This window comes from Saccharibacillus sacchari DSM 19268 (assembly GCF_000585395.1).
Lineage (GTDB): Bacteria > Bacillota > Bacilli > Paenibacillales > Paenibacillaceae > Saccharibacillus > Saccharibacillus sacchari.
In genome coordinates, this window is the sequence record NZ_KK073875.1 from 3106770 (window position 1) to 3129387 (window position 22618).

A 22618-nucleotide genomic window follows, 5' to 3' on the forward strand; every position below is an offset into this window, starting at 1 on the left:
TTATCAACTTGAACAATGCCGGGACATCGCTTCCGGCAAGGAGGTATACCGAAATTGAGTCAGAAATGGCGTCATTGGAACAAAGCGGCAACAAAGGTATTATGGATTCTGGTCATCCTGGGCATCGTGGCATCTTTACCGGTTGCGTATGACCGGATCCGAACGGAAGGCACGTCCAAAAATGTAGAAATGATTTTCGATTATCGCGATCTGGTGCAAGTGTCATCGTATCAAGGTAATCCTAGCGCTTGGATGAATGAACAGCTCGACGTTCTGCAAGAAGCGGGCATTCACACGATGGCCGTCTATCAAGCGACGTTGACCGAGTTTTCCAATGCGCGCCGCATCACGGTGTACAGCGAGCAGGACGCGGCGCGTTTAACGGGCAAAGTGTTGACCGCTAACGAGAATGCTACATATCTGCTGTTTACGGACGCTGAAAATCAGGCCAAGATCGAACCGATCATCCGCAAAGCTTTTGCAAGCCAGGAGATCGCGGTCGAAGACTGGTCGTTGAATGGGCGCAGCGGGTTGAAAATTGCGACGCCGGTACAAAATGCGGTGTTGAAAACGATGGAACCCGATCCGGTGGCGATGGAAATGCTGGAGTCCAAAGGCTTCCATCTGCTGCCGCGTCTAAGCAACAGTGCCGTGTACGATCAAGAAGGTCTGGCCTCGCTGCTTGATCGATTCAAGGCTATGGGCGTCGATCGTATTCTATTTGACGGAGAAGAAGTGCCGGGTTACGCGGAAGAGCCGGATGAGCGTCATTTGGAAGATTTCGCGCAGCTGCTTAACGAACGCGGAATCGGGATCGCGGCGATCGAGAATCTGCGCGGACCTCAACGCGGCTTCGAGACGCTGGCGAAGGATACGAACTTCAACGTCGCCCGTTTGTATTCGCTGAGCGGTCGCGACTCCGCGCTCGATCCCGACATTATCGCGGACCGTTTTGCGCTGGCTGCGAAAGACCGCAATATTCGCATGATGTTTATTCATACGGCCGTGCAAACGAATTCGGTCGAAGGTCGAATCACCGATACGATCGAGAACCTGGTCGAAAGCCTGGACGGGCCTGAAGGGGCGATCCAGCGTATCGAAAACTACGGTTTTGAGATGGGACCCGCCGCTTCGTTCGAAGTTGCCGAGATGGCCGGACAGAACTATTTCCGCTGGATCGCGATTTTGGGCGCAGTCGCTTTGATTGCCCTGCTCGTCTCGATCTTTATTCCGCCGCTGACGCTGCTCGCCTTTGCCTTGGGCGTAGTCGGTACGGCAGGTCTGTACGTATTGCGGCCGCACCTCATGGAGCAAGCGCTCGCGCTGCTCGCGGGAATCAGTGCGCCGACGATTGCAATGGTATTCGCGATCCGCAAGATCGACCGTTTGTACGAAGTAGGCCAGAAGATGAGCGCGGGACGAAGACTGGCTCACGGCATTCTGTTATTCTTGCGTACAAGCGCCATGTCGTTAATCGCGGTACCGTTCATTATTGCCCTGCTGAACCATGTCACGTACCAATTGGTGCTGGATCAATTCCGCGGCGTCAGCTTGCTGCATTTGGCGCCGATCGCGCTGACTGCTTTGTACGTGCTCTTCTATCGTAAAAATTCGGCGTTCGGCAGCGTGGGCAAGATTTTGCGCATGCCCGTCACGATCGCAATGGTCGTTATTGCGGTAGTCGCAGCCGTGGCCGGCTTGTACTACTTGTCGCGTACAGGAAACAGCGGAAGTGCGAGCGGCATCGAGAAAACGTTCCGGACCCTGCTTGAAAATACAGTAGGCGTGCGTCCGCGATTCAAAGAATTCTTGCTCGGACATCCGATCTTCATTGCAGCCGTATTCGTCGCTCTGAAGTATCGCCATGCCGTTTACGTCATGATTATCGCCTCGATCGGTCAACTGTCCATGGTCGATACGTTTGCTCATATTCACACGCCGGTCTGGATTTCTCTGGTTCGTGACCTGCTGGGTATGGGACTTGGTATTATTGTAGCTCTAGGCTTTGTGCTCGTATGGCAAATCATCGAAAGGTGTTGGAAGAAATGGTCGCCACTGCTCGCAAAATTGTAATCTCTGGCTACTACGGATTCCGCAACAGCGGAGATGAAGCGGTACTCAAGTCGATTTTGACTGCGTTGGAGCAAGAAGGAAAACGCAGCGGCGTTACGTTTGAACCGATCGTTCTGTCCGGCGATCCGTCCTGGACGGCAGGCGTATACGGCGTCAAGGCGGTGCACCGGATGAAAATGGGCGAGGTGCGCCAAGCTTTGAAAGAAAGCGACGGGTTGATCAGCGGCGGCGGAAGTCTGCTGCAGGATGCGACCAGCTCCAAAACGATCCCTTACTATGTAGGCGTGATCCGGCTGGCTCAATGGATGGGCAAGCCGGTGTTCATCTACGCGCAAGGCGTGGGGCCGGTCACCCGGAAGCTTTTCTACCCGTTGATTCACGGATCGTTCAAGCGAAGTCATTATATTTCGGTCCGCGATCAGGAGTCGGCCGCTCTGCTGCGTTCCATGAAAATGGACGGGAGCCGGGTCGAGATCGTGCCTGATCCGGTGATGGGTCTGCCGCTCCCTGCGGGAGCCGCTTCGAAATTTCCGGCCGAGAAGCCCGACGGACTGCCCAAGATCGCGGTGTCGGTACGTTTTTGGAACGAAGATCGCGCCGAACTGATCGGAATCGCGGACGGATTGCGCAAGCTGGCGGAGAGCCGCAAGGTTCACTTCTGTTTCTTGCCTTTTCACCTTCCGGATGACGAAGCGGCTTCCAACTTCGTGATCGAGCGGATGGGCGACGTCAAGTCGCTCGGCTCGAAGATCACGACGCGCCAGACCGAAGATCCTCAGGCGATGCTGCTTGAAGTCGGACGCTGCGATGCTCTTGTCGGCATGCGTCTGCACAGTCTGATCTATGCGGCTTCGCAGCGGGTTCCGGTAGCGGGTATCTCTTACGATCCGAAGATCGACAGCTTTTTGGCCCAATTGAACGTAAAAGCAATCGGGAACAGCGAACAGGTAAGTCCGGAGCGGCTGGCTGAAGAATTGGCTCATCTGCTGGACGACGCCGAAAGCTGGAAAGCGGAGCGCGAGCCGCTTATTGCCGAGTTGAAGCGTGAATCGGCGCGTCCCGCGCGGGCGATCGCTGAATATTTTTCACATAAAGGATGAGCAAACCCTATGAGTCAGATGCAGAATGATGCCGGAATTGGCCAGGTACCGGTCACTTCCATCTTCGGCGTCAACGTTTCGAAGCTGGACATGAAAGGAACCGTTGCCGTGCTGGAACGTGCCGTTGCTTCCAAAAAGCCGCACCAGGTCATCACCGCGAACCCGATCATGATCATGGCTGCGTTGGAAAGCGAAGAGAATATGCGAGCCATGCGCGAAGCCGAGCTGATTGTGCCGGACGGCGCGGGCGTAGTCTGGGCAGCCGAGGAATTCGGTGACCCGGTGGCGGAACGCGTTGCCGGATTCGATCTGCTGCATGAGCTGATGAAGCGCGGGGAAGAGCTGGGTTGGACGGCATACCTGCTGGGCGCTGCGGAAGAAGTGGTTCAGGAAGCAGCCAGTCGGTTACAGAAACAATATCCGAAGGTTCGAATCGTCGGCGTTCGCAACGGTTACTTCGGCGCAGCGGAAAATGCCGGGGTGATCGAGTCGATCCGCCAGGCGCAGCCGGATTTGCTGTTTGTGGCTCGCGATGCCAAAACGCAAGAGCCGTGGATCGCCCGTCATAAGCATGAGCTCGGCGCTTCGGTGATCATGGGAGTCGGCGGAAGTTTCGATGTGATCTCAGGAAAAACGAAGCGCGCGCCGATATTTATGCAGAAGCTTCGTTTGGAATGGTTCTACCGGTTGGCGAAGGAACCTTCCCGGCTGCCGCGAATGATGGCTCTGCCGCAATTCATGCGTAAAGTCAAAAAAGCAAAAAAAAGCATGAAATAGTCGTTGCGCAAAAGGAAATCTACATAATTCGTGCTGGCATTCGGTCCGAGGGCGCGTTATAATGATTTTCGGTTGAAACACATTGGAGGTTTGAGACAACTATGTTCATCGTCTATATTTTAGGTTTCGTACTCGCGCTCGGATTGGCTCTGGGTCTGACGCCGCTCGTGAAGCGGTTTGCGATCAAAGTAGGAGCAGTGGACGTGCCGAACGCCCGCAAAGTGCATACGCGCATCATGCCGAGACTCGGCGGACTCGGGATTTTTCTCGCTTTTGTCATCGCGCTTCTTGCCGTTATGCCTTTCCTTCCGTTCGACTTGTCGGAACGCGACGGTAACTTTATCAAGGCCTTCCTTACAGCCGGAACGATTATCGTGCTTACCGGCGCGTTGGACGACCGATTTGACCTGAATGCCAAATTGAAGTTCCTGATCCAGATCGGCGCGGCCTGCGTGGTTGTCTTCGGATTTGGAATCAAAGTCGAATTCGTCAATATTCCTTTTATGGATGCTTATTCTTCGCTTGAAAACTGGATCGCGATTCCGCTGACCATCTTCTGGATCGTCGGCGTGACGAATGCGGTCAACCTGATCGACGGTCTTGACGGTCTGGCTGCCGGCGTATCGGGTATCGCGATCGGAACCATCCTCGTGATGGCATTGATCAACGGCAACTTCCTGGTCGCGCTGCTTTGCCTGCTGCTGCTGGGAGGCATCATCGGATTCCTGTTCTTCAACTTCCACCCGGCCAAGATCTTCATGGGGGATACGGGTTCCTTGTTCCTGGGCTTCAGCTTGGCGATGCTCTCGCTGCTCGGGTTCAAGCAAATCGCGGTATTGTCGTTCATCACGCCGCTGATCATTATCGGCGTGCCGCTGTCGGATACGTTCTTCGCGATCGTGCGCCGCAAGCTTCAGAAGAAGCCGATCTTCGCTCCGGACAAAGGACACCTGCACCATTGCCTGCGCGAACTGGGCTTCAGCCACCGCCAAACGGTGTTGATCATCTACGGAATCGCAGCGTTCTTCGGCGTGTTGGCGGTTATCCAGTCGGCTTCCGCGATGTTCGAAGCGAGCTGGGTCACGTTCGTCGTGATCTGCATCATGATGTTCTTCATGCAGATCGGTGCCGAAGTGATCGGTCTCGTCGGCCAGACGAAGCGCCCGGTGCTGCAGCTGTTGGCAAGACTTCGCCCGAAGCCGGAAGATCAGGCAAAACCTTGATTTTGTTGAATAATTTTTAAAAAAACTTTAAGCCCTGTTTCCTCTGGATGCCTGGAGAAGCAGGGCTTTTTTTGTTTGTAAAAAATAAGGGCTTTTTATAACATATTCGCCAGATGACGCCGATAAAACAAATAACGAGGAGAAAGGAGCGAGGCTTTGGACGTTGAAATGAGAATGTCGTTTCCGATCACTGACAATCGCAAAATAATTAAGGGGGATATGTTTTGAAATCCAAATTTAAATCATTTATCAGTTTGCTGCTTGCGGCAGCTCTTGTCATAACGCTGATTCCGGGAGGAATGGCGCAAGCGGCCGACGCAACGACAAGCTTTTTTAGCCCGGACGATTCGACATTGCGCAATACCGTTACCTTGAAGCTGGATAGCGGGACTAAGCCTAACCGTACCAATGTACCGGTAGTGACCAACGGGAATTATTCGGTCAGCGGCAGTTACTTCAAAGTAGCGGGTTCGACGCTTTCTGCCGAAGTCAGACAGTTGAACGAAAACCCGACGACGGGTAACTGGACGCAGGATAGCTCCAAAGTTACGCCGGGGGTTATCAACGAAGACGCCACAAGCCCCGACAATCGTTTTAACGCCAGCCTCACGCTGTATCCCGGAATGAACATGATTACGTTCTCCGGTCAACAAGGCAGCATGACTCGTTCGGAAGTCTTCTATGTTCTGTTCGATCAGGTTGCTTATATCGAAAGCTTGCAAATTCTCGGGGGTTCCAGCCCGATCAACTTGAATGAAGGAACGCAGGTCGTCGTGCCGCTCGAACGCATTACGCTTCGCGGTAAAGTTCAAAACTCGACCAGCGTAACCGTGTCCCTGAACGGGGCAGCCGATCAATCCACTTCGCTGCTCGCGGACGGTTCGTTCTTCTCGCCGGAATTGAAGCTGTCGCCGGGATTGAACAAACTGAAATTCAAGATCAAAAACGGCTCCGACAGCATCGTCATCGACCATGAATTGTATTACTACGACGAAGCGAATCCGTTCACGTCGCTTACGTTGAAAGATGCCAATTCCGATATGGATCTGCTGAATGATACGCCGACCTGGACATCCACGACTGCGCCTACGCTTACAGGTCAAGTGCTGATTCCGGACAACGGAAAAACATTCGCGTCCGACGGCAAAATCATCGTCGATCCGGATGCAACGGGCGCAGGTCAAGAAGCGACCGTCGTGTCGGAAGACGTGATTCAAGGAACAAGCGGCGTCGTGCCTACTTATCGCGTCGTGAAATTCGAACTGAAAGACATGGCGTTCAAACAAACCAACGGCGTACCCGATTCGCCTACGCAAAATCACGAATTGCGCCTGACTTACGGAACGACCGTGAATCGCGGCAAGGCGTTCAGCTTCACGTATCAACCGGGTCAGACCGTAATCACGGGCCTGTATTATCTGCCGGGTTACGTTTCGCCTACGCAGCTGGGAGCCAAGCAGTCCCTGAGCGGAGCGGAAGTAAACAACAGCACGTTCATGATCGAAGTCGATACTTCCAGCGCGCCGACTACGGAGCTGTTGGCCAAGTATTTGCCGACAGGCGTAGCGGATATCAATTTGGAGCTGGTCGAAACCATTTCGCCGACCAAATTCGTGTACCGGGTAACCAACTTCCAGAACGGAACGCAAAACGTGCGTTTCCAGTACAAAGACGCTACAGCCTACAAAGACGTTAAGATTTCTTTCGTATCGAAAAACTATATCTACGTCTCCAACCTGCAAGACGGACAGACGTATACGATGAATTCCAGCGAGTCCAAAACCATCGTGGTCAAAGGCGAATATATCGGCTTCGACTTGCAAAACGCGTTCTTCGGAGCTGAAGTGTTCGTGAACGGCGTTACGCCGACAACGGCTTCCGGTTTTAAAGCGGATGTGAAAAACGACGGCAAATTCACGCTTTCCCTCGGCGTTTCCGCCGCGACGGGACCTCTGGTCTTCGGCGAAAACAGAATCGTGTTCACGGGAACGGGCAAAGACGATAAAGGCATCGGTCGCGAGATTCGCAAAGAGCTTCGGATCTATGTCGTCGACGAAAACGTGTCGACCGTATCGAACTTTATTCCGGCATCGGGCAAAAACCGCGTCGAATTGCCTACGGGCCAGTTCTCTGCAACGGACGAAAACGTAGCCAAAATGTTCAATCTGACGACGGATTTCATCTTTAACAACAACAAATATACAACGAGCCTCAAGCAGCATGACCTTGTAGCACGGGGCAGCGGCGCTGCTCAATTGGTCATCAGCCAAGGAACGAAACAAGTCTTCACGCTTCCGATTCCTACCGATGCCAACAGTGCGCAGGGAACAGGCAACTTTGTTTACGAAGGCAAAACGTATGTATACGAATTTGCGGGCAGCCAAAAAGATTTCGTTCTGCGCATTCGCGACCTGCTTTCCGAAAATCCGGGCAGCTACTTCTATACGCTGGACCTGATCAACGATACGGGCGCGAAAACAAGCCAGAAAATCGAAATCGTGCGCGAAGTCAGCGCCTATCGACTGCTGGCGCCGCAGCCTAGCGTAGACGGCAAATATGTCGTGACGCGCAACTATATTCACTTCGATATCGAAGCGGAAGGCGCAACGTCCGTGAAATTCGGTAAAGAAGAAGCAATCAAGCGCCCTGATTTGGGTCCGGATCGCTTCACGTACGATTACGTGGGATTGAAACAGGATAAATCGACGGCGATCAAGTTCACGATCGAGCAAGCAGGCGGGAAAATCAACGGAGAAGTCGATGTGTATTACACGGGCACCGTAGCCGTGGATGCCGCCTACATGGCGCCGAAAGTGGCGAACAAATACAGTATCTTCAATAAAACGTTGGATCTCAGCTTCCCTAAAGGAACGGTACTGGAATCCACGACCTTGAACGGAATCACCAAGTACTATCCGGATACGAAATTGATGTTCGGCATTGCCGATCCGGCCGACGGCGTTGTGGAACGTCGCAACGATTACGGCAATCTGATCGGATTCCCGGGCACGGGGTTGACGGCTGCCGAAACGAATCTGCCTACATGGAGCATTCCGGACGAATATCTGCTGCGCTTCAATTCCCAGGAAAACATGCGTAACTTCACGCCTGTATCGAATGTGTATTGGATCAGCGGAGGATTAGGCGAAAGAGGAAACCAAGGGAACTCGGATTACATTCCGCCGACCAACGGATTGGCTCCGTACTCCGTAAACGGTCTGTTCGGAGATCCGGCTATGTCCTCCGAGCGAATCGTTACGCCTTCGCAACGCGGCGAATTGACTCTTGCTTACAACAGCAACGTAGTCGAAGATGCCGGCACGACGATCTCGGTGTTCCACTACGGATCGGACAGACAATGGAAAAATATCGGCGGCGAAGTCGATGCCAAGAAACACACCGTTACCGTGCCGTTTGACGATTTCGGTTATTACAAAGTCGTGAAGTTGAGCCGCAGCTACACGGACGTGACCAATCACGGTTGGGCGCGCAATATCTTGAACGGCATGTACTCGAAAGGCTTGATGAACAATCTGCGATTCGATCAATTCGGTACGGACGATCAAACGACTCGCGGCGAGTTCGCGACATTGCTCGTCAAAGGCTTGCAGCTTCCGCTTAATTCGTCGGGCAAGCAAACCTTCGTCGATCTCGTGCCGGGCGCTCAATCCTCGACATGGGATTATGCCTCTATCGAAACAGCGGCCCGCGCAGGTATCGTCAGCGGCTTGACCGATGGCGTATTTGCACCGGATCAGCCGATCAACCGCGAGCAGGCTGCGGTAATGATCACCCGCGCGCTCAAGCTCAAGACCGCTGCCAATGACGATAAGCTCAAAGCCTCAGCGGCAAAAGCTTTCCTGGATTCGACCAAAGCCGACAGCTATTCGCTTCCGTCCATCATGGCGGTAAACAGCGCCAAAATCATGTCGGGCGCGGCGGTCAGCGTTCCGGGACAAAAGAAAGCCAGCTTCAACTTTAACCCGAAAGCCAATCTGACTCGTTCGGAAGCTGCCAAGATCGCAGTAGCCCTGCTTCAGAAAGGTACCAAAATCTTCCCTAAAAACTTCAGTTAAGCCTTAAGGAACAAGCTTCTGAACAAGCAAACCCCGAATCCGCCGCATGCGCAGAGTTCGGGGTTTTTTGTCGATTTTGGGAGCACTTCCAATAAGATTTTGTGTTTTGAATCGTTTTACGTTAAAATAGCGAATAACAATACTTACTGCGAAGGTGGAAATAGTTGCGATGAAACCTATTAAGTCAAAAGCACAAATTGATTACATGAAAGCCAAAACGAAATTCGAAGAACGCTCGAAGGTTCTGGAAGCTCGCGTAGCCGAAGAACAACAGACTGCGGAAGTCGAACAGGAATTGATGGAGAAGCTGGTTGTCGATACCGGATTCCACGAAGCCTTCACGAACTTGGCGGAAGCCGAAAGCGAATTGATCTCTTGGTCGCACGCGACGATCAAACACGACAAGACGTATAAAGACAACAAAAAAGCGATCGACGAAATGTACGAGAAGCTGGACGTCGATCCGCAAATGCGCGCGCGAATCATTCAACTGGCCCTGCGGATTCGTTAATCCGAACGACTTCGTATATCGAATGCTTCTATATAATATAGAAGCATCATATAGGCGACAGAAAAAGCGCCCGCGATGTGGCGCTTTTTACGTTTACAAAGCGAAGATGCGGTTTAATTAAATGAGTGGACCTACATAGTTATAGAAACACGTTTTTCGTGCGATGCAGCGTCTCTTAAAAAAAAGTAAAAAAAACTTTTAAAAAGTCGCAACTTTATTGCAACCTCCCGCGTCTAAGTCATTGAGTGTCAAAACAAGGCGCCAAAAACTCCCGATTTTCCAAAGATTGGCCGTAAAACCGTAAAGTTGTGTGCGCTTGTGCGAAAATGGACTTTACGAGGGTTAGCGACCAATGTATAATACGAGAAGCGGGATGGGGCAATCCTTGTATTGCGCTACTTATCAACGTTTACAAGTTTCTGTGATACCCGTCACAGACCTCATTTAATACTTAACACCTGCTCAACTCTGGAAAGGGGGTGCAATCAGCTAATGAGTAACATGAGCGAATGCGAACCAACTACAGACAAAAAAAACACATTTACACTCCAAGGAGGAGAACAAAAAGGTATGAAGAAAATTGTATCCCTGGCCCTCTCCACGGCTATGGCTCTCTCGATGTTCGCTTCGGTCACTTCCGCAGCAACACTGTCGACACAAGAAAAGTATAACGCACTGGTAACTCAAGGTATCTTCGAAGGATACCCAGATGGTAACTCTTACCTCGACAAAGACATGACTCGTGCTGAGTTCGCGAAAGTCGTAGCTCTGTTGACTGGTCTGGACACTGCCGCTACTGGCACGAACACTTACCAAGACCAAAACTATGCGAACGCTTGGTACAAACCTTATGTAGAAGCAGTAACAAAAGCTGGCTACATGCAAGGTACTTCTACTGGAGCTAAAAAACTGTTCAACCCGAACGGTAAAGTAACAGTACAAGAAATGGCAGCTACCCTGGTACGCGCAGCTAAGCTGGAAGTTCCTACTACAGGAATCAACAACACTGCAGCAGCTTGGGCGAAAGGCGAAGTACAAGCAGCAATCAACGCTGGTCTGGTTCCTGCAACTTCGAACTTCACTGCAGCAGCAACTCGCGGCCTGCTGGTTGACACAGCTTACGCTTTCCAAACAGCTGTTAACAAACCAGCCGTAGCTTCTTACGAAGTTCAAGACAACGGCGCAACTGTAGTCTTCACACTGGCTAACGGTGAGAAAGTAACAGTTAAGCCTGAGAAAGCACTGGTAGCTAACACAGCTACTACTGTGAACTTCAAATACGGTGAGTTCGAGTACAGCGAAAGCGTAACTTGGACTGTAACTGACGCTACTGAAGCTTCGAGCGCAGCAGCAACTAACCTGAAACAAGTTATGGTAACATTCAACGGTAAAGTAAGTGCTTCTTCCGCTGAAAACATCAATAACTACACAGTTTCCGGCAGAACAATCGACAGCGCTAGCCTGTCCGAAGACGGCCGCGTAGTTACTCTGCTTCTGGCAGCTGAAACTGACGGTACGAACTCGAACACTCTCGTAGCTAACCGCGAGACTAACGTAGTCGTACGCAACATCATGCCAAGCACTGGCACAACTGCACTGGCTACTAAGACTCTGGCGTTCACGCCTGCTGACGTTGCGGTTCCTACTGTAACTGAAGTTAAAGGTCTGGGAACTCGTGCATTCCAAGTAACGTTCAGCGAGCCAGTTCGTCAATCCGACCTGCGCGCAGCTAACTTCTCCGTTGACGGCCGTGCAATCGCCGGTACTTACAACTATGCTTACCCGAACAGCGTAATCGTTGAGACTCCGCTGACTGAAGGAACGCACACTGTACGTATCAGCGGCGTATCCGACTACTCGGGTCTGACAATGGTTCCTACGGAGCAAACGTTCACAGTAGCAGCTGACACTGCAGTAGCGAAAGCTGTATCCGCAGTAGCAACTGACCTGAACCGTGTTGTCGTTACTTTCGACAAGCCAGTTAAGAGCGTAAGCGGCGCTTATGCTAACGTAACGGGTAACAATGCTAATACTCCAATTACCGTAAACGGTAACCGTGTAACGCTGAACTTCGCTGCAAACAAAACACTGAACTACGGCGCTAACAACATCGTTCTGTCGAACGTGGTTGATTACAACGGTAACGTAGGCAGTGCTTCGGTCAGCGTAACTCCAACGTTCGATCTGGTTGCACCGACTGTAACTAGCGTTGAATTCTCGCAATCTGGTTCGACTTACTTTGCAGAAATCAACCTGAGCAAGAATGTTACAGAAGCTTCGGCTCAAATCCTGGGCAACTACGTACTGAAAAACTCCCGTGGTGAAGTAGTAACAGGCAACGGACGCAATGCTTCCGGTAACCCAACTACTACACCTACCCTGATCAACCAAGGCAGAACTGTACGTGTTAACTTGGGTGCAGGTCTGACTGAAAACTTCTACACTCTGACTGTATCCGGTCTGCGTGATGCAACATTTGCAGGTAACGTACTGTTGCCTTACACAGCTACTCTTGATCGCAACGTTGCTGCAACTGGAAGCATCGTTCGCTCGTGGGCACAAAACGGTTACGTATATGTAGAGTTCAACAAAGCTGTTGCAACTAGTGGTACAGGCAACGCTCTGGACCCAGCTAAATACACAATCACCGGTGCTACTGTGGACGGTACTCAACGTCTGACAACTCGTAGCGCTGACGTAGAAACTTACGGTGCTAACACTGTACGTATCTACGCTAGAAACGTCAATACGGATCTGGTAACACCAGCACGTACGGTAACTGCGAACTATGTAGCAGACGCTAACGGAACTTACTTCCAAAACGCAACTGGTGGTTATGCAGTAACATCGCCAATCACTGCTGCTAACGAAAGACCAACTGTTGTAGCAACTAACAACACTGTTGAAGCTACTTCGAGAAGCTCGGTTGCTGTAACATTCACAGCTCCACTGGCTTCGGTAAGAGCGAGCGACTTCACAATCGTTAACGCTTCGGGTACTGTAGTAGCAACTGCTGTTGGCTATGAACTGAGCAATAACAACAGAACAGTAACTTTGGACTTTAACGATCAAATTCCAGCAACATATACACCAGGTTCGCTGCAACTGCGTATTGCTAATACTTCGGGTACAGTTGACCAGTTCGGTAACTCTGCTACTGTAGGAACAACCCCAATCACAGTAGTTAACGCTATCCGTCCTACAGTAACTGCTGGTCCAACATTTGTTAACCAAGTTAATGCTACTACTGGAGCAAATGCTGCTAACCAAAGAATTATCACTCTTTCGTTCACTGCAAGCCAAAATGTAAATGGTTCTGCTCTGACTAACGCGCCAGGAGCATTCTCGGTAAACTCCAGTAACGGTTCGGCTGTTTCGGTCGAAGCTGTACGCGTAACTAACGGTACTACTGCATTCGAAGTTGATGTAAGAGCTCCTCGTACAGATGTTGGAACTCTGGCAGTTTCGTTGAACGGTACTACAAATGAACAGTCCCGTTTCATCGTAGCTGATACTGCTTCTGCACCAGCATTGGCAGGATTTGATTCCCGTACAATCACAAACATCGATTCTATTGCTGCAGCAACAGTAGTAAGTGCTCAAACTACTAGTGCTACAACGGCAACAATTGAATTTAGCCGTGATGTTAACATCACGCCTGCATCTGCGGGACAATTCACTGTAGCCGGTGCGACTCCAACAGATCCACGTATTCCTGCTACTTCTGCAACTGTAGTTGATGATGTAATCACATTGACATTCGCAGCTCCAGTATTCGTTACTGGTGTAAACTCTGAAGTACAGTACGCACCAGGAGCAACTGCTGCTGATCGTCTGGTAAGTGATCAAGGGCAAGAAAGCCCTAGCTTCACACAAATTCTGACTTCTAACTTCTAAGAATTAATTCTCTAAAAGCCTCGGCATATGCCGAGGCTTTTTCTTTTCCAATTGACACCTCCCCCCAAATCCTTTACCATTACAACCGAGGATGGAACACCCAACCTTCCCCTTTACCGGGCAAGGTTCGTTTTTTGTATACGGGAATTTTTGCAACAACTCAAGGAGGTACACGCTTATGTCGCTTCAAGGACGGCGTTTGTTTACGTCCGAATCCGTAACGGAAGGTCATCCGGATAAGATCTGTGACCAAATTTCCGATGCGGTATTGGATGCCTTTTTAGCTAATGATCCGAATGCTCGGGTCGCTTGCGAAGTCTCGGTCGCTACGGGACTTGTACTGGTGATCGGCGAGATCAGCACGAGATCGGAATACGTCGATATTCCCGCGATCGTACGCAATACGATCAAGGAAATCGGATATACCCGTGCCAAATACGGATTCGATTACAATACATGCGCAGTGTTGACTTCCCTTAACGAGCAGTCGGCGGATATCGCGCAAGGCGTAAACTCGGCTCTGGAGACTCGCGATCCGGAACAGATGAAGCTTGAGACGGAAAACATCGGCGCCGGTGACCAGGGACTCATGTTCGGCTTCGCGTCGAATGAGACACCGGAATTGATGCCGCTTCCGATCGCTTTGTCGCACCGTATCGCGCGCCGCTTGGCCGAAGTACGGAAGAACGGCACGTTGGAATATTTGCGTCCTGACGGTAAAACGCAGGTCACGATCGAGTATGACGGCGATACGCCGGTTCGCGTCGATACGATCGTCGTTTCGACGCAGCATGCGGAAGAAATCACGTTGGAGCAAATTCAGCGCGATATCAAAGAACATGTGATTTTGTCCGTCGTTCCGGCTGAACTGTTGGACGACGAGACCAAATACTTCATTAACCCGACGGGACGCTTCGTGATTGGCGGACCGCAAGGGGATGCCGGCTTGACCGGACGCAAAATCATCGTCGATACGTATGGCGGTTATGCGCGTCACGGCGGCGGCGCCTTCTCGGGCAAAGATCCGACGAAAGTGGACCGTTCGGCGGCTTATGCGGCGCGTTATGTCGCGAAGAACTTGGTTGCGGCTGGCTTGGCCGACAAATGCGAGATTCAGCTTGCCTATGCGATCGGCGTAGCCAATCCGGTATCGATCAGCGTCGATACGTACGGAACCGGCAAAGTCAGCGAAGAGACGTTGGTGCAGCTCGTGCGCGACAACTTCGACCTGCGCCCGACCGGCATTATTCGCATGCTGGATCTGCGTCGTCCGATCTACAGACAGACGGCTGCATACGGCCACTTCGGTCGTACCGACCTCGATTTGCCGTGGGAACGTACAGACAAAGCGGAAGAACTGAAAGCTCAAGCCGGCGATTGATTGAATAGTTGGCCAAATGAGAACCCTCCTAATATCAGGGGGGTTCTTTTTGCGTTTTCCCAAGCTTTCCCTAACATTCTTGCTTGCTCAAGCCGACAAATAAAGAGAATATGTTTTGTGGGAGAAAGGAAGGGAATAACGATGAAAAACAAAATTGCCGCAGGACTGGTATGCGTACTGGCGGCCAATTTGCTTGCAGCCGGACCTATTCCGATCACCGGGAGCTTTTCCGTGGTTCAGGCAGCCGGAGAAACAGCAAGCCTGGAAAGCGTTTATTTCCCGACAACGGCAGCCGTATCGCCGTATCCGGCGTTGTCGGTTACTTTTAAATCCGCCGTACAGCCTGGAGACGCGCTGACGACCAAGTTCTTCACCGTCAAAGCCGACGATGCGACTGTTTTTACGGTTCGCGGGGACAAAATGCGCGTAGCTTCGGACGGACTGCGTGTCGATCTGCCTTTGGAAAATGCGGAATGGGTTAATAGCAATAACCAAGCGCTTGCAGCGGATACCGATTATTACGTCGAAGCATCCGAAGGCATCTTGAAGACCAAGCCGGCAGCCAGCCAGGATGCTTCTGTTCCTTGGGCGGGCATTCCTTCCGGAAACAAGACGGCATGGGCTTTCCATACCGCGCTTACGGATAACGCAGCACCCAAGCTGATCGTCCAATCGCCGAAAACAGGTGCTATAGCCGTTACGGTGACATCGAAGCTCGTGTTGGATTTCGACGAAACGGTAAACTTCGACGAGACGAAAATCGCCGACTTGAAGATCGCCAAGCTTCAGAGCAACGGCACGCCGGGAACAGCGGTCTCATTGAAGGCTGAACAGATCAAAGGTACAGGTACATCCCGTATCACGATCGAGGGTCTGACACTGGACAATGCAGCGGATTACCAGGTCACCTACCCTGCAGGAGTCTTCAAGGATATGGCAGGAAATTCTGCTGCAGCTGTGGCTAACGGGAGTTGGAAATTCCGCACGATCTCCACCGATGAAAATCCGCCGGTCGTCAATGCGTTTTCGCCACGTCCGGGCTTGGTGGGAGCCGACCTGAACGCTCCGTTTACGTTGACGTTCTCCCAGCCCGTGAAGCCTGCGGCCGACAGCGAGAAGAAAACGGTCAAAATCTACCGACTGGATAATAATCAACTGGTACAGACCGTAAGTGCTTCTTCGCTTACGCCGTCCGCAGCCTATTCGCGCAGCGTGCAAGTTCCGCATGACGCGCTTGTTCGCGGAACGTCGTATTACGTGACCGTCGATCCGGGAGCGTTCGTCGATCTGGACGGCCGTCCGTATGCCGGAACGGCAAGCACGAGCGAATGGACGTTTACGACGACCGGAGACGCGTTGACGTTGACGGCGCTAAGTCCGGCCAACGGAGCCGTCGGCGTAGCGCGAACGAATAATCTTCAGCTTTCCTTCAGCCGTCCTGTTCATTTGTCTTCGGTTGAGGGTACATCCGTAACCGTAACCCGCAGCGGCGGAACGGTGCACGAGACGCTGCCGCTTAGCGGGCAGCAGGTGTCCGGATTCGGAACCTCGACCTTGAAGATCGCGATGACCAAGCCGCTGGAAGCGGGATACGTCTATACGGTCGCGCTGACGAACGGCTCGCTTGAAGATGCGGAAGGCAATGCTTTTCCGAGCAGCAGCAAGCCGTTGACCTGGTCTTTTACTACGGTAACCGACGGACAGTCGATCTCGATGACTTCGCTTATGCCGAATGACCGCAGCGTTGACGTGCAGTTGGATACGCCGATCCGTATTGCGTTTAACCGGAATATCGCGGTGGGCAACGGAACCGTCTCTTTGAATAAAGCAACCGGAACCGGGAGCAAGATAGCCGCGCAGGTATCGGTGAATCCGTCGAACGCTCGCGAATTGCTGATCGTGCCTTCGTCGGCGCTCGAACCGGCAACTTCGTATTACGTGGATCTGCCTGCCGGATCGGTGACAGACGCGGTGAGTACGGGCATTCAATTTGCGGGACTCAAAGGTCAGGAACAATGGAGTTTCCGCACGATCGCGGCCGATACGACTGTGCCGACGGTTCAGAGCGCCGTAATGAACAGCAGCAATCAGATTCGTTTGGCTTATAATAAGCAGTTGGACAGCGTAAGCTATCCGCTGTTGAGCAGCTACTCGGTGACGGTCAACGGCGAAAAGCGCGGTCTGAACGATATTTTCGTCAGAGGCGAGAGCGTCTATCTGACTCTGGATACCGGAGCGGCGGTCGGACAGGACGTTAAAGTCTCTTATACGCCGGATGTGCGTCCGCTGCGAGATCTCAAAGGCAACAAAGCCGCGGCTTTGACCGGCTATGCCGTGAAAAACAATATCGAAACCGCTCTGCCCAAGCCCGTGGAAGGCACGGCGTATTCCCGCAGCATCAATCTGACGTTTGCCAGCAACCTGGGGCCGGTCGACAATCGGGCGTATCAGCAGTTCTCGGCGACGGCGGACGGGGGATATATCGGGATCGAAGGCATCACCTACAGCGCCAAATCGATTACCCTGTATACAAGTTCCACGATTCCGGACGGTTCGATCGTAAGCGTCAGCTATACGCCTGGATCTTATCCGATCAAGGATGCGTCGGGACAAAATTTATCGGGATTCCAGTCGTTCAATGTCCGCAACTTGCTGGATCGCCGCCCGCCGGAGTTCGTTTCGGCGGAGCTGTCGGGCAAAGAATTGATTTTGAACTATAATGAAGCGCTAGCGACGGACAAGCTGCCGACCAACAGTCAGTTTTCGGTGCTGGCTAACGGGCTGCCGGTTTATGTGACGGGAGTCGCGGTAGACGGCCAGAAAGTCCGTCTGACATTGGCTTCTTCCTTGATTGCCGCGAACGGAGTCAGCGTCTCCTATGTGCCGGGCGTATTGAAGCTCACCGACCTTAATCTGAATGCGGCAGGGTATCTCAATCTTCAACCGGTAGGCGCCGCCACGGGAACAAGCGGGATTCGTTCCGCGACCGTGAACGGCACTGCCCTGCAAATCACGTTCACGGGAGCGCTGATGGGGACAACCAATCCGCAATCCGCGCAGTTCAGCGTATTTGCCGACGAAGCTTATGCAGGCGTCGACAATATGTCGGTTACCGGAAGCACGGTGAGCCTGAACCTGACCAACCCGATCAAAACAGGTCAAAAAGTACAGGTCTCTTATACGCCGGGGACGGAACCGCTCAAAAACGCGGAAGGCACCGCAGTACCCGCGTTCACCCGTCTGGCCGTGGATAATCTGACCGGAACGGCCGCGGGAGGCAATACGTCGGGAACCGGTTCGATCCCGATCATGAGCGGAACCGAATTCGGCAACAGCATGTCGATTCTGGGCAGCGGAGCGTCGACTTCTTCCGGCGCAAGCACGAAGTATAATCAGGATACGCATACGTACACGCTGCAGCCTGCCGCTCTTAAATCGGCGCTGGAAGCTTCGATGAACAACGGTACGCGCTCGGTGGTGTTCGAGACGCCGGCGACGGATAATTCGGCTTTGGTCAATATCCCGCTGCCGATCTTGTCGGAAGTCGCGAAAAAATCGGACAATCTCTCGGTAGCCGTTCGGTACAAAAACGTATTGTTCGAGCTGCCGCTTAAAGATCTGCAAGCGCTGATGAACGCTTCTCCGACCAGTGCTTACGTACAGGTTGCGATTGAACCGGTACCGGCAGCCGCTTCGCTGGCTCTGCGTTCCACGCTTTTGGACAGCAAAGCCGAGACGTTGGCTGATTCGGTGGACATTCGAATGACGCCGCTCACAGCCGGAATGGCAGCCAATTCCAATGCTCCTGCCGTCAAAGGCAATTATTACTTCAAGCTGCCTGTTTCCTCGGCGGCAGGCCAAACTTCCGTCGTCTATGAAGATAGCGATTCTTCGCGGCCCTTCTTTGTTCCGAGTTACTTGGACTCTTCGGCAGCGGGAACGGTAATTAGCGGAACGACGGTCGGCAATCGCGTATTGACGCCGGTCTCCACGACTTTTGCCTACTCGGACATGAATTCGCACTGGGCGAAAGACACGGTGAACGAATTGGCGTCGAAGTTCATTTTGGAAACGAAAAACGGAAACAATTTCTCGCCGGGTACTACGATTACGCGGGGAACGTTTGCCGAGTATATCGCGCGGGGAATGGGGCTGCCGTTTGACGCGGTTGCCGCCAACCAGTTCCGCGATGCCAATTACAGCCGTTATCTCGGCGGCGCGATCGGGGCGGCAGTCAACGCGGGAATCATTAACGGCAACACCGACGGCACGTTCCGCGCAAACGATCCGATCACGCGCGAGCAGATGGCCGCCATGATGGTTCGCGCTTTGAATTATGCGGGCATCGATCCGACTTTGAACAGCGGTACGGCAGACGTGTTGAGCAAATTCAAAGACAGCCGGAATATCACGTTTACGACTGAAGCAGCCAAAGCCGTACGAGCAGGCGTGATCAAAGGCGGGTCCGACGGAAAGTTCAACCCGAAAGGAAACGCGACCCAAGCGGAAGCGGCCACGATGCTGCAGCGAGTGCTTCAAGAAGCAGGCTATTTGAACTAAACAACTAAATAATTCCAAAGGCCCAGTTCGCCTAGTCCTCCTCGCTCAGAGTTTTTCGAACCGTACACAAAAGCGATCATTTCTTCAAATTATTTGTTGAAATGATCGCTTTTTCTCTTTTCATTTTGCGGAAGTGAGGTAGAATGGTTTATTGTAGTTTGTTTTTTTGTCGAATTTGCAGGAACTTTTGTGCGTCGTTTCAGTCTATTACAATAGTGGCGTATATTGGCCTGACATGAATTAGTCATACATACGCGAACGAATCTGTACAGATAGGGAGCGAAACCGAACATCATGAATAAGCAGGGCAAAAAGATAGGGAAAAAGTGGATGGTTGCCGTATTGGCCGGAGCTTTGGTCGTGCAGCCGCTCGCTGTTCCGGGCTGGGGAGCGTTGACGGGAGTGCACGAAGCTTCTGCGGCGGCAGCCGTTTCCATCAACAAGACGAATGAAGAAATCATCACGTCCGGCGCGAATCTGTTAACCTATAAATACTCCGTACCCCGTTCAGGCAAAGCAGCGACCGGTCTGGCCAGCGTCATCCAGGTCGATCTGCAAAATCCGTACGTTAAGCTGGATGTCATGACCGGAAAAGGCGGTAAGTTCACCACGCTGCAAACCGTTAGCGGCATGGCCAAAGAAACGGATGCCGTAGCAGGCGTCAACGGCGATTATTTCAATACGGCGGCCGAAGGAGCTCCGATGGGAGCGCAAGTCTCGAACGGCGTGCTGATGTCCAGTCCGTCCGAGCTTAAAGGAATGTATGCGTTCGGCGTGACCAAAGACCGCAAACCGGTGATCGACCAGTATGATTTTTCCGGTACGGTCAATTCGGATGGCGGACAAGCGTTCGATCTGGCGGGAATCAATCTGGTCTCGTACAGTCCCGAACCGGACGGAGGCTACAGCCACGTCGATGCGATGTACATCTATACGGATGCCTGGGGCAACGCCGAACGTCCGAAGAACAGCGCGACAATCCCTTCCGAGGCCTTGGTGGAAAACGGTGTCGTCACGAAAGTGTCGCTGAACAAGGCGCTGGAAGGCACGGTTCCGGAAGGCGCGTATATCCTGCGTGCGCACGGGAAAGCAGCGACTTACATGAAAGCGAATCTGACCGTGGGCGCGCGCGTGCAGACCGATTACAGCCTGGTGTCCCGAACGACGGGGCAAAAGCTTGATCCGGCTTCGCTTGAAGTCATGATCGGCGGTCACACCATTCTGGTCGATAACGGCAAAGCCGCGTCGTTTTCCCGTAACGTCAACTCGATCGGCGGCTACCGGGCGCGTACGGCGCTGGGCTACTCGCAAAGCGGGCGTTATGCGTACATTGTGACGGTTCAAGACAACGACGGCAGCAGCGGCATGTCCTTGACCGAGCTTCAGGGCTTCATGACGAGCCTGGGCATCTGGAAAGGCATCAACCTGGACGGAGGCGGCTCGACCACGATGGTGTCGCGTCCGCTCGGCGAAGAACAGGCGCAGCTCACGTTCACGACCGAATACGGCGGTCAGACGCAGCGCAGCGTCGTGAACGGGTTGGGCGTGTATACGACGGCTCCGGAAGGCAAGCTCAAAGGCTTTGCGGTAAGCGGCAAAACGCAGTTGTTGATCGGAGAAACGGCCAACTACAGCGTAAAGGGCTATGATACCTACTATAACCCGATCGCCGCGGCGAATATCAATCCGTCGTGGAAATCGAGCAATTCGAACGTCGTTTGGAACGGCAGCACATTGACGGCGAAAAAAGCAGGAACGGCCACGTTGACGGCGACCAGCAGCGGAGTCAGCTCGACGCTTCAGGTTGAAGTGCTGGGCGCCGATTCCCTCTCGTCTTTGAATCTGGGAGCAGCAACGGCGTCGCTTAAGGTAGGGACGGTCGTTCCGTTGTCCGTAACCGCGACCTTGAAATCCGGCAACACGGTCAGCATTGATCCTTCGGCGCTGGATTGGGAGTTTGTCGGCTTCAAAGGAAGAATCAAGGACGGCTCGTTGAATGTAACGTCCGTGAACAGCGGAGCGAAAGTCGGTTACGCGATTGCCAGCTATGAAGGCTTCAAGACCATGCTGACGCTGGCCGACGTGCAAGAGACGGATTGGGAAACCTTCGAAAATGTGGCCTACGGTTTGTCGTTTACAGGCAGCCCGTCCGCGGTAACCGGCAAAGTGCAGATCAAGTCGGGTACGGGTACGCATTCCGGTTCGAAAGTGCTGCGTCTCGATTACGATACAACAGCAGGGACAGGCAACAAATATGCATACGTCAACCTGAACGGCTCGTCTGGCAAAACGCTACCGTCGGGTGCAAGCGCGCTGAGCCTGGATGTATTGGGTGATAATAGCTACAACTGGCTCCGGGCCGAGGTCGTCGGCGCAGACGGCAAGACCGTTTACGTCGATCTGGCGAAGAGCCTGAACTTTACCGGTTGGAAAACGCTTAGTGTGAACCTGAACCAGTATGGTACAATTGCGTATCCGGCCAAAGTCAAGCGAATCTATGTCGTGAATTTGGCGGAAGGACAGGACGAACGTTCGGCAAGCGGCTTCGTGGAGATCGATAACATCAAGACGACTTCCCCGGCGGACGCGGGCTCGCTGGGTCTTCCGTCGGGCGTGAACGCCAAGATGACGGTCGGTTCCAAAACGCTGCTGACGAACGGCAAAGCAAGCACGATGGATGTATCGCCTGTCGTGCGCGGCGGAGTCACCTACCTTCCGGTCAAATACATCACGGATGCGTTCGGCGGAACGTCGGGCTGGGAAGCAAAAAGCGGTTCAATCTCGATTCGGCGCGGGGATCAGCTTCTTGTATTAAATTTGAATAAAAAGGACTATATTCTAAACGGAAAACGCAAAACTTCCGATTCGGCCACCATAAGTGTATCGAATAGGACTTTAGTCCCTGTAAGATTGGTTTCCGAGCAGCTTGGATTGCTTGTAAAATGGGAACAAGAAACGAAGACTGTGACTATCGAGTCATGATACGATAGGTTCTGAACGATCACCTGTTTGACAATAAG

Annotated in this window: 10 protein-coding genes; all 10 read left to right on the forward strand. The window is 52.6% G+C overall.

Annotated features, from left to right (window positions below; genetic code table 11):
- Window positions 1-54: 54 nt before the first annotated feature.
- The 10 genes from SACSAC_RS13280 (at window position 55) to SACSAC_RS13325 (ending at window position 22580) form a co-directional block, all read left to right on the forward strand.
- On the forward strand, window positions 55-2073 hold the full coding sequence (locus SACSAC_RS13280; RefSeq protein ID WP_037287139.1) for a DUF5693 family protein: 2019 nt from the start codon (window positions 55-57) through the stop codon (window positions 2071-2073).
- Complete coding sequence (gene csaB, locus SACSAC_RS13285; protein WP_037287143.1) at window positions 2046-3173, forward strand: polysaccharide pyruvyl transferase CsaB; 1128 nt, start codon at window positions 2046-2048, stop codon at window positions 3171-3173. The genes SACSAC_RS13280 and csaB overlap by 28 nt, the downstream gene beginning before the upstream one ends.
- 9 nt (window positions 3174-3182) lie before the next feature.
- A complete protein-coding gene (locus tag SACSAC_RS13290) occupies window positions 3183-3950 on the forward strand; it encodes a WecB/TagA/CpsF family glycosyltransferase (protein WP_156951000.1) in 768 nt (255 codons plus the stop codon).
- Between the two features lie 101 nt (window positions 3951-4051).
- Window positions 4052-5173, forward strand: a complete 1122-nt coding sequence (locus SACSAC_RS13295) for an MraY family glycosyltransferase (protein ID WP_037287145.1) — start codon at window positions 4052-4054, stop codon at window positions 5171-5173.
- A 224-nt stretch (window positions 5174-5397) separates the two neighbouring features.
- Complete coding sequence (locus SACSAC_RS13300) at window positions 5398-9249, forward strand: S-layer homology domain-containing protein (protein ID WP_037287149.1); 3852 nt, start codon at window positions 5398-5400, stop codon at window positions 9247-9249.
- A 169-nt stretch (window positions 9250-9418) separates the two neighbouring features.
- Window positions 9419-9760, forward strand: coding sequence for a hypothetical protein (locus SACSAC_RS13305; RefSeq protein ID WP_037287150.1), 342 nt, complete (start codon window positions 9419-9421; stop codon window positions 9758-9760).
- A gap of 492 nt (window positions 9761-10252) precedes the next feature.
- Window positions 10253-13657 (forward strand): S-layer homology domain-containing protein, encoded by a 3405-nt coding sequence (locus SACSAC_RS13310; RefSeq protein WP_051507098.1) that lies wholly within the window; start codon window positions 10253-10255, stop codon window positions 13655-13657.
- 178 nt (window positions 13658-13835) lie between these two features.
- Window positions 13836-15038 (forward strand): methionine adenosyltransferase, encoded by a 1203-nt coding sequence (metK, locus tag SACSAC_RS13315; protein WP_037287153.1) that lies wholly within the window; start codon window positions 13836-13838, stop codon window positions 15036-15038.
- Window positions 15039-15179: 141 nt separating this feature from the next.
- Window positions 15180-19598, forward strand: coding sequence for an Ig-like domain-containing protein (locus tag SACSAC_RS13320; RefSeq protein WP_037287156.1), 4419 nt, complete (start codon window positions 15180-15182; stop codon window positions 19596-19598).
- A 294-nt stretch (window positions 19599-19892) separates the two neighbouring features.
- Window positions 19893-22580 carry a stalk domain-containing protein gene (locus SACSAC_RS13325; RefSeq protein WP_037287159.1) on the forward strand — a complete coding sequence of 896 codons (2688 nt, stop codon included), beginning with the start codon at window positions 19893-19895 and terminating at the stop codon, window positions 22578-22580.
- Window positions 22581-22618 lie beyond the last annotated feature (38 nt).

Bases quoted from the DNA above. Each gene is read 5' to 3' on its own strand.
- csaB (WP_037287143.1), top strand. From the start codon at position 2,046: ATGGTCGCCACTGCTCGCAAAATTGTAATCTCTGGCTACTACGGATTC.
- SACSAC_RS13290 (WP_156951000.1), top strand. From the start codon at position 3,183: ATGAGTCAGATGCAGAATGATGCCGGAATTGGCCAGGTACCGGTCACT.
- metK (WP_037287153.1), top strand. From the start codon at position 13,836: ATGTCGCTTCAAGGACGGCGTTTGTTTACGTCCGAATCCGTAACGGAA.
- SACSAC_RS13310 (WP_051507098.1), top strand. From the start codon at position 10,253: ATGAGTAACATGAGCGAATGCGAACCAACTACAGACAAAAAAAACACA.
- SACSAC_RS13320 (WP_037287156.1), top strand. From the start codon at position 15,180: ATGAAAAACAAAATTGCCGCAGGACTGGTATGCGTACTGGCGGCCAAT.
- SACSAC_RS13325 (WP_037287159.1), top strand. From the start codon at position 19,893: ATGAATAAGCAGGGCAAAAAGATAGGGAAAAAGTGGATGGTTGCCGTA.
- SACSAC_RS13295 (WP_037287145.1), top strand. From the start codon at position 4,052: ATGTTCATCGTCTATATTTTAGGTTTCGTACTCGCGCTCGGATTGGCT.
- SACSAC_RS13305 (WP_037287150.1), top strand. From the start codon at position 9,419: ATGAAACCTATTAAGTCAAAAGCACAAATTGATTACATGAAAGCCAAA.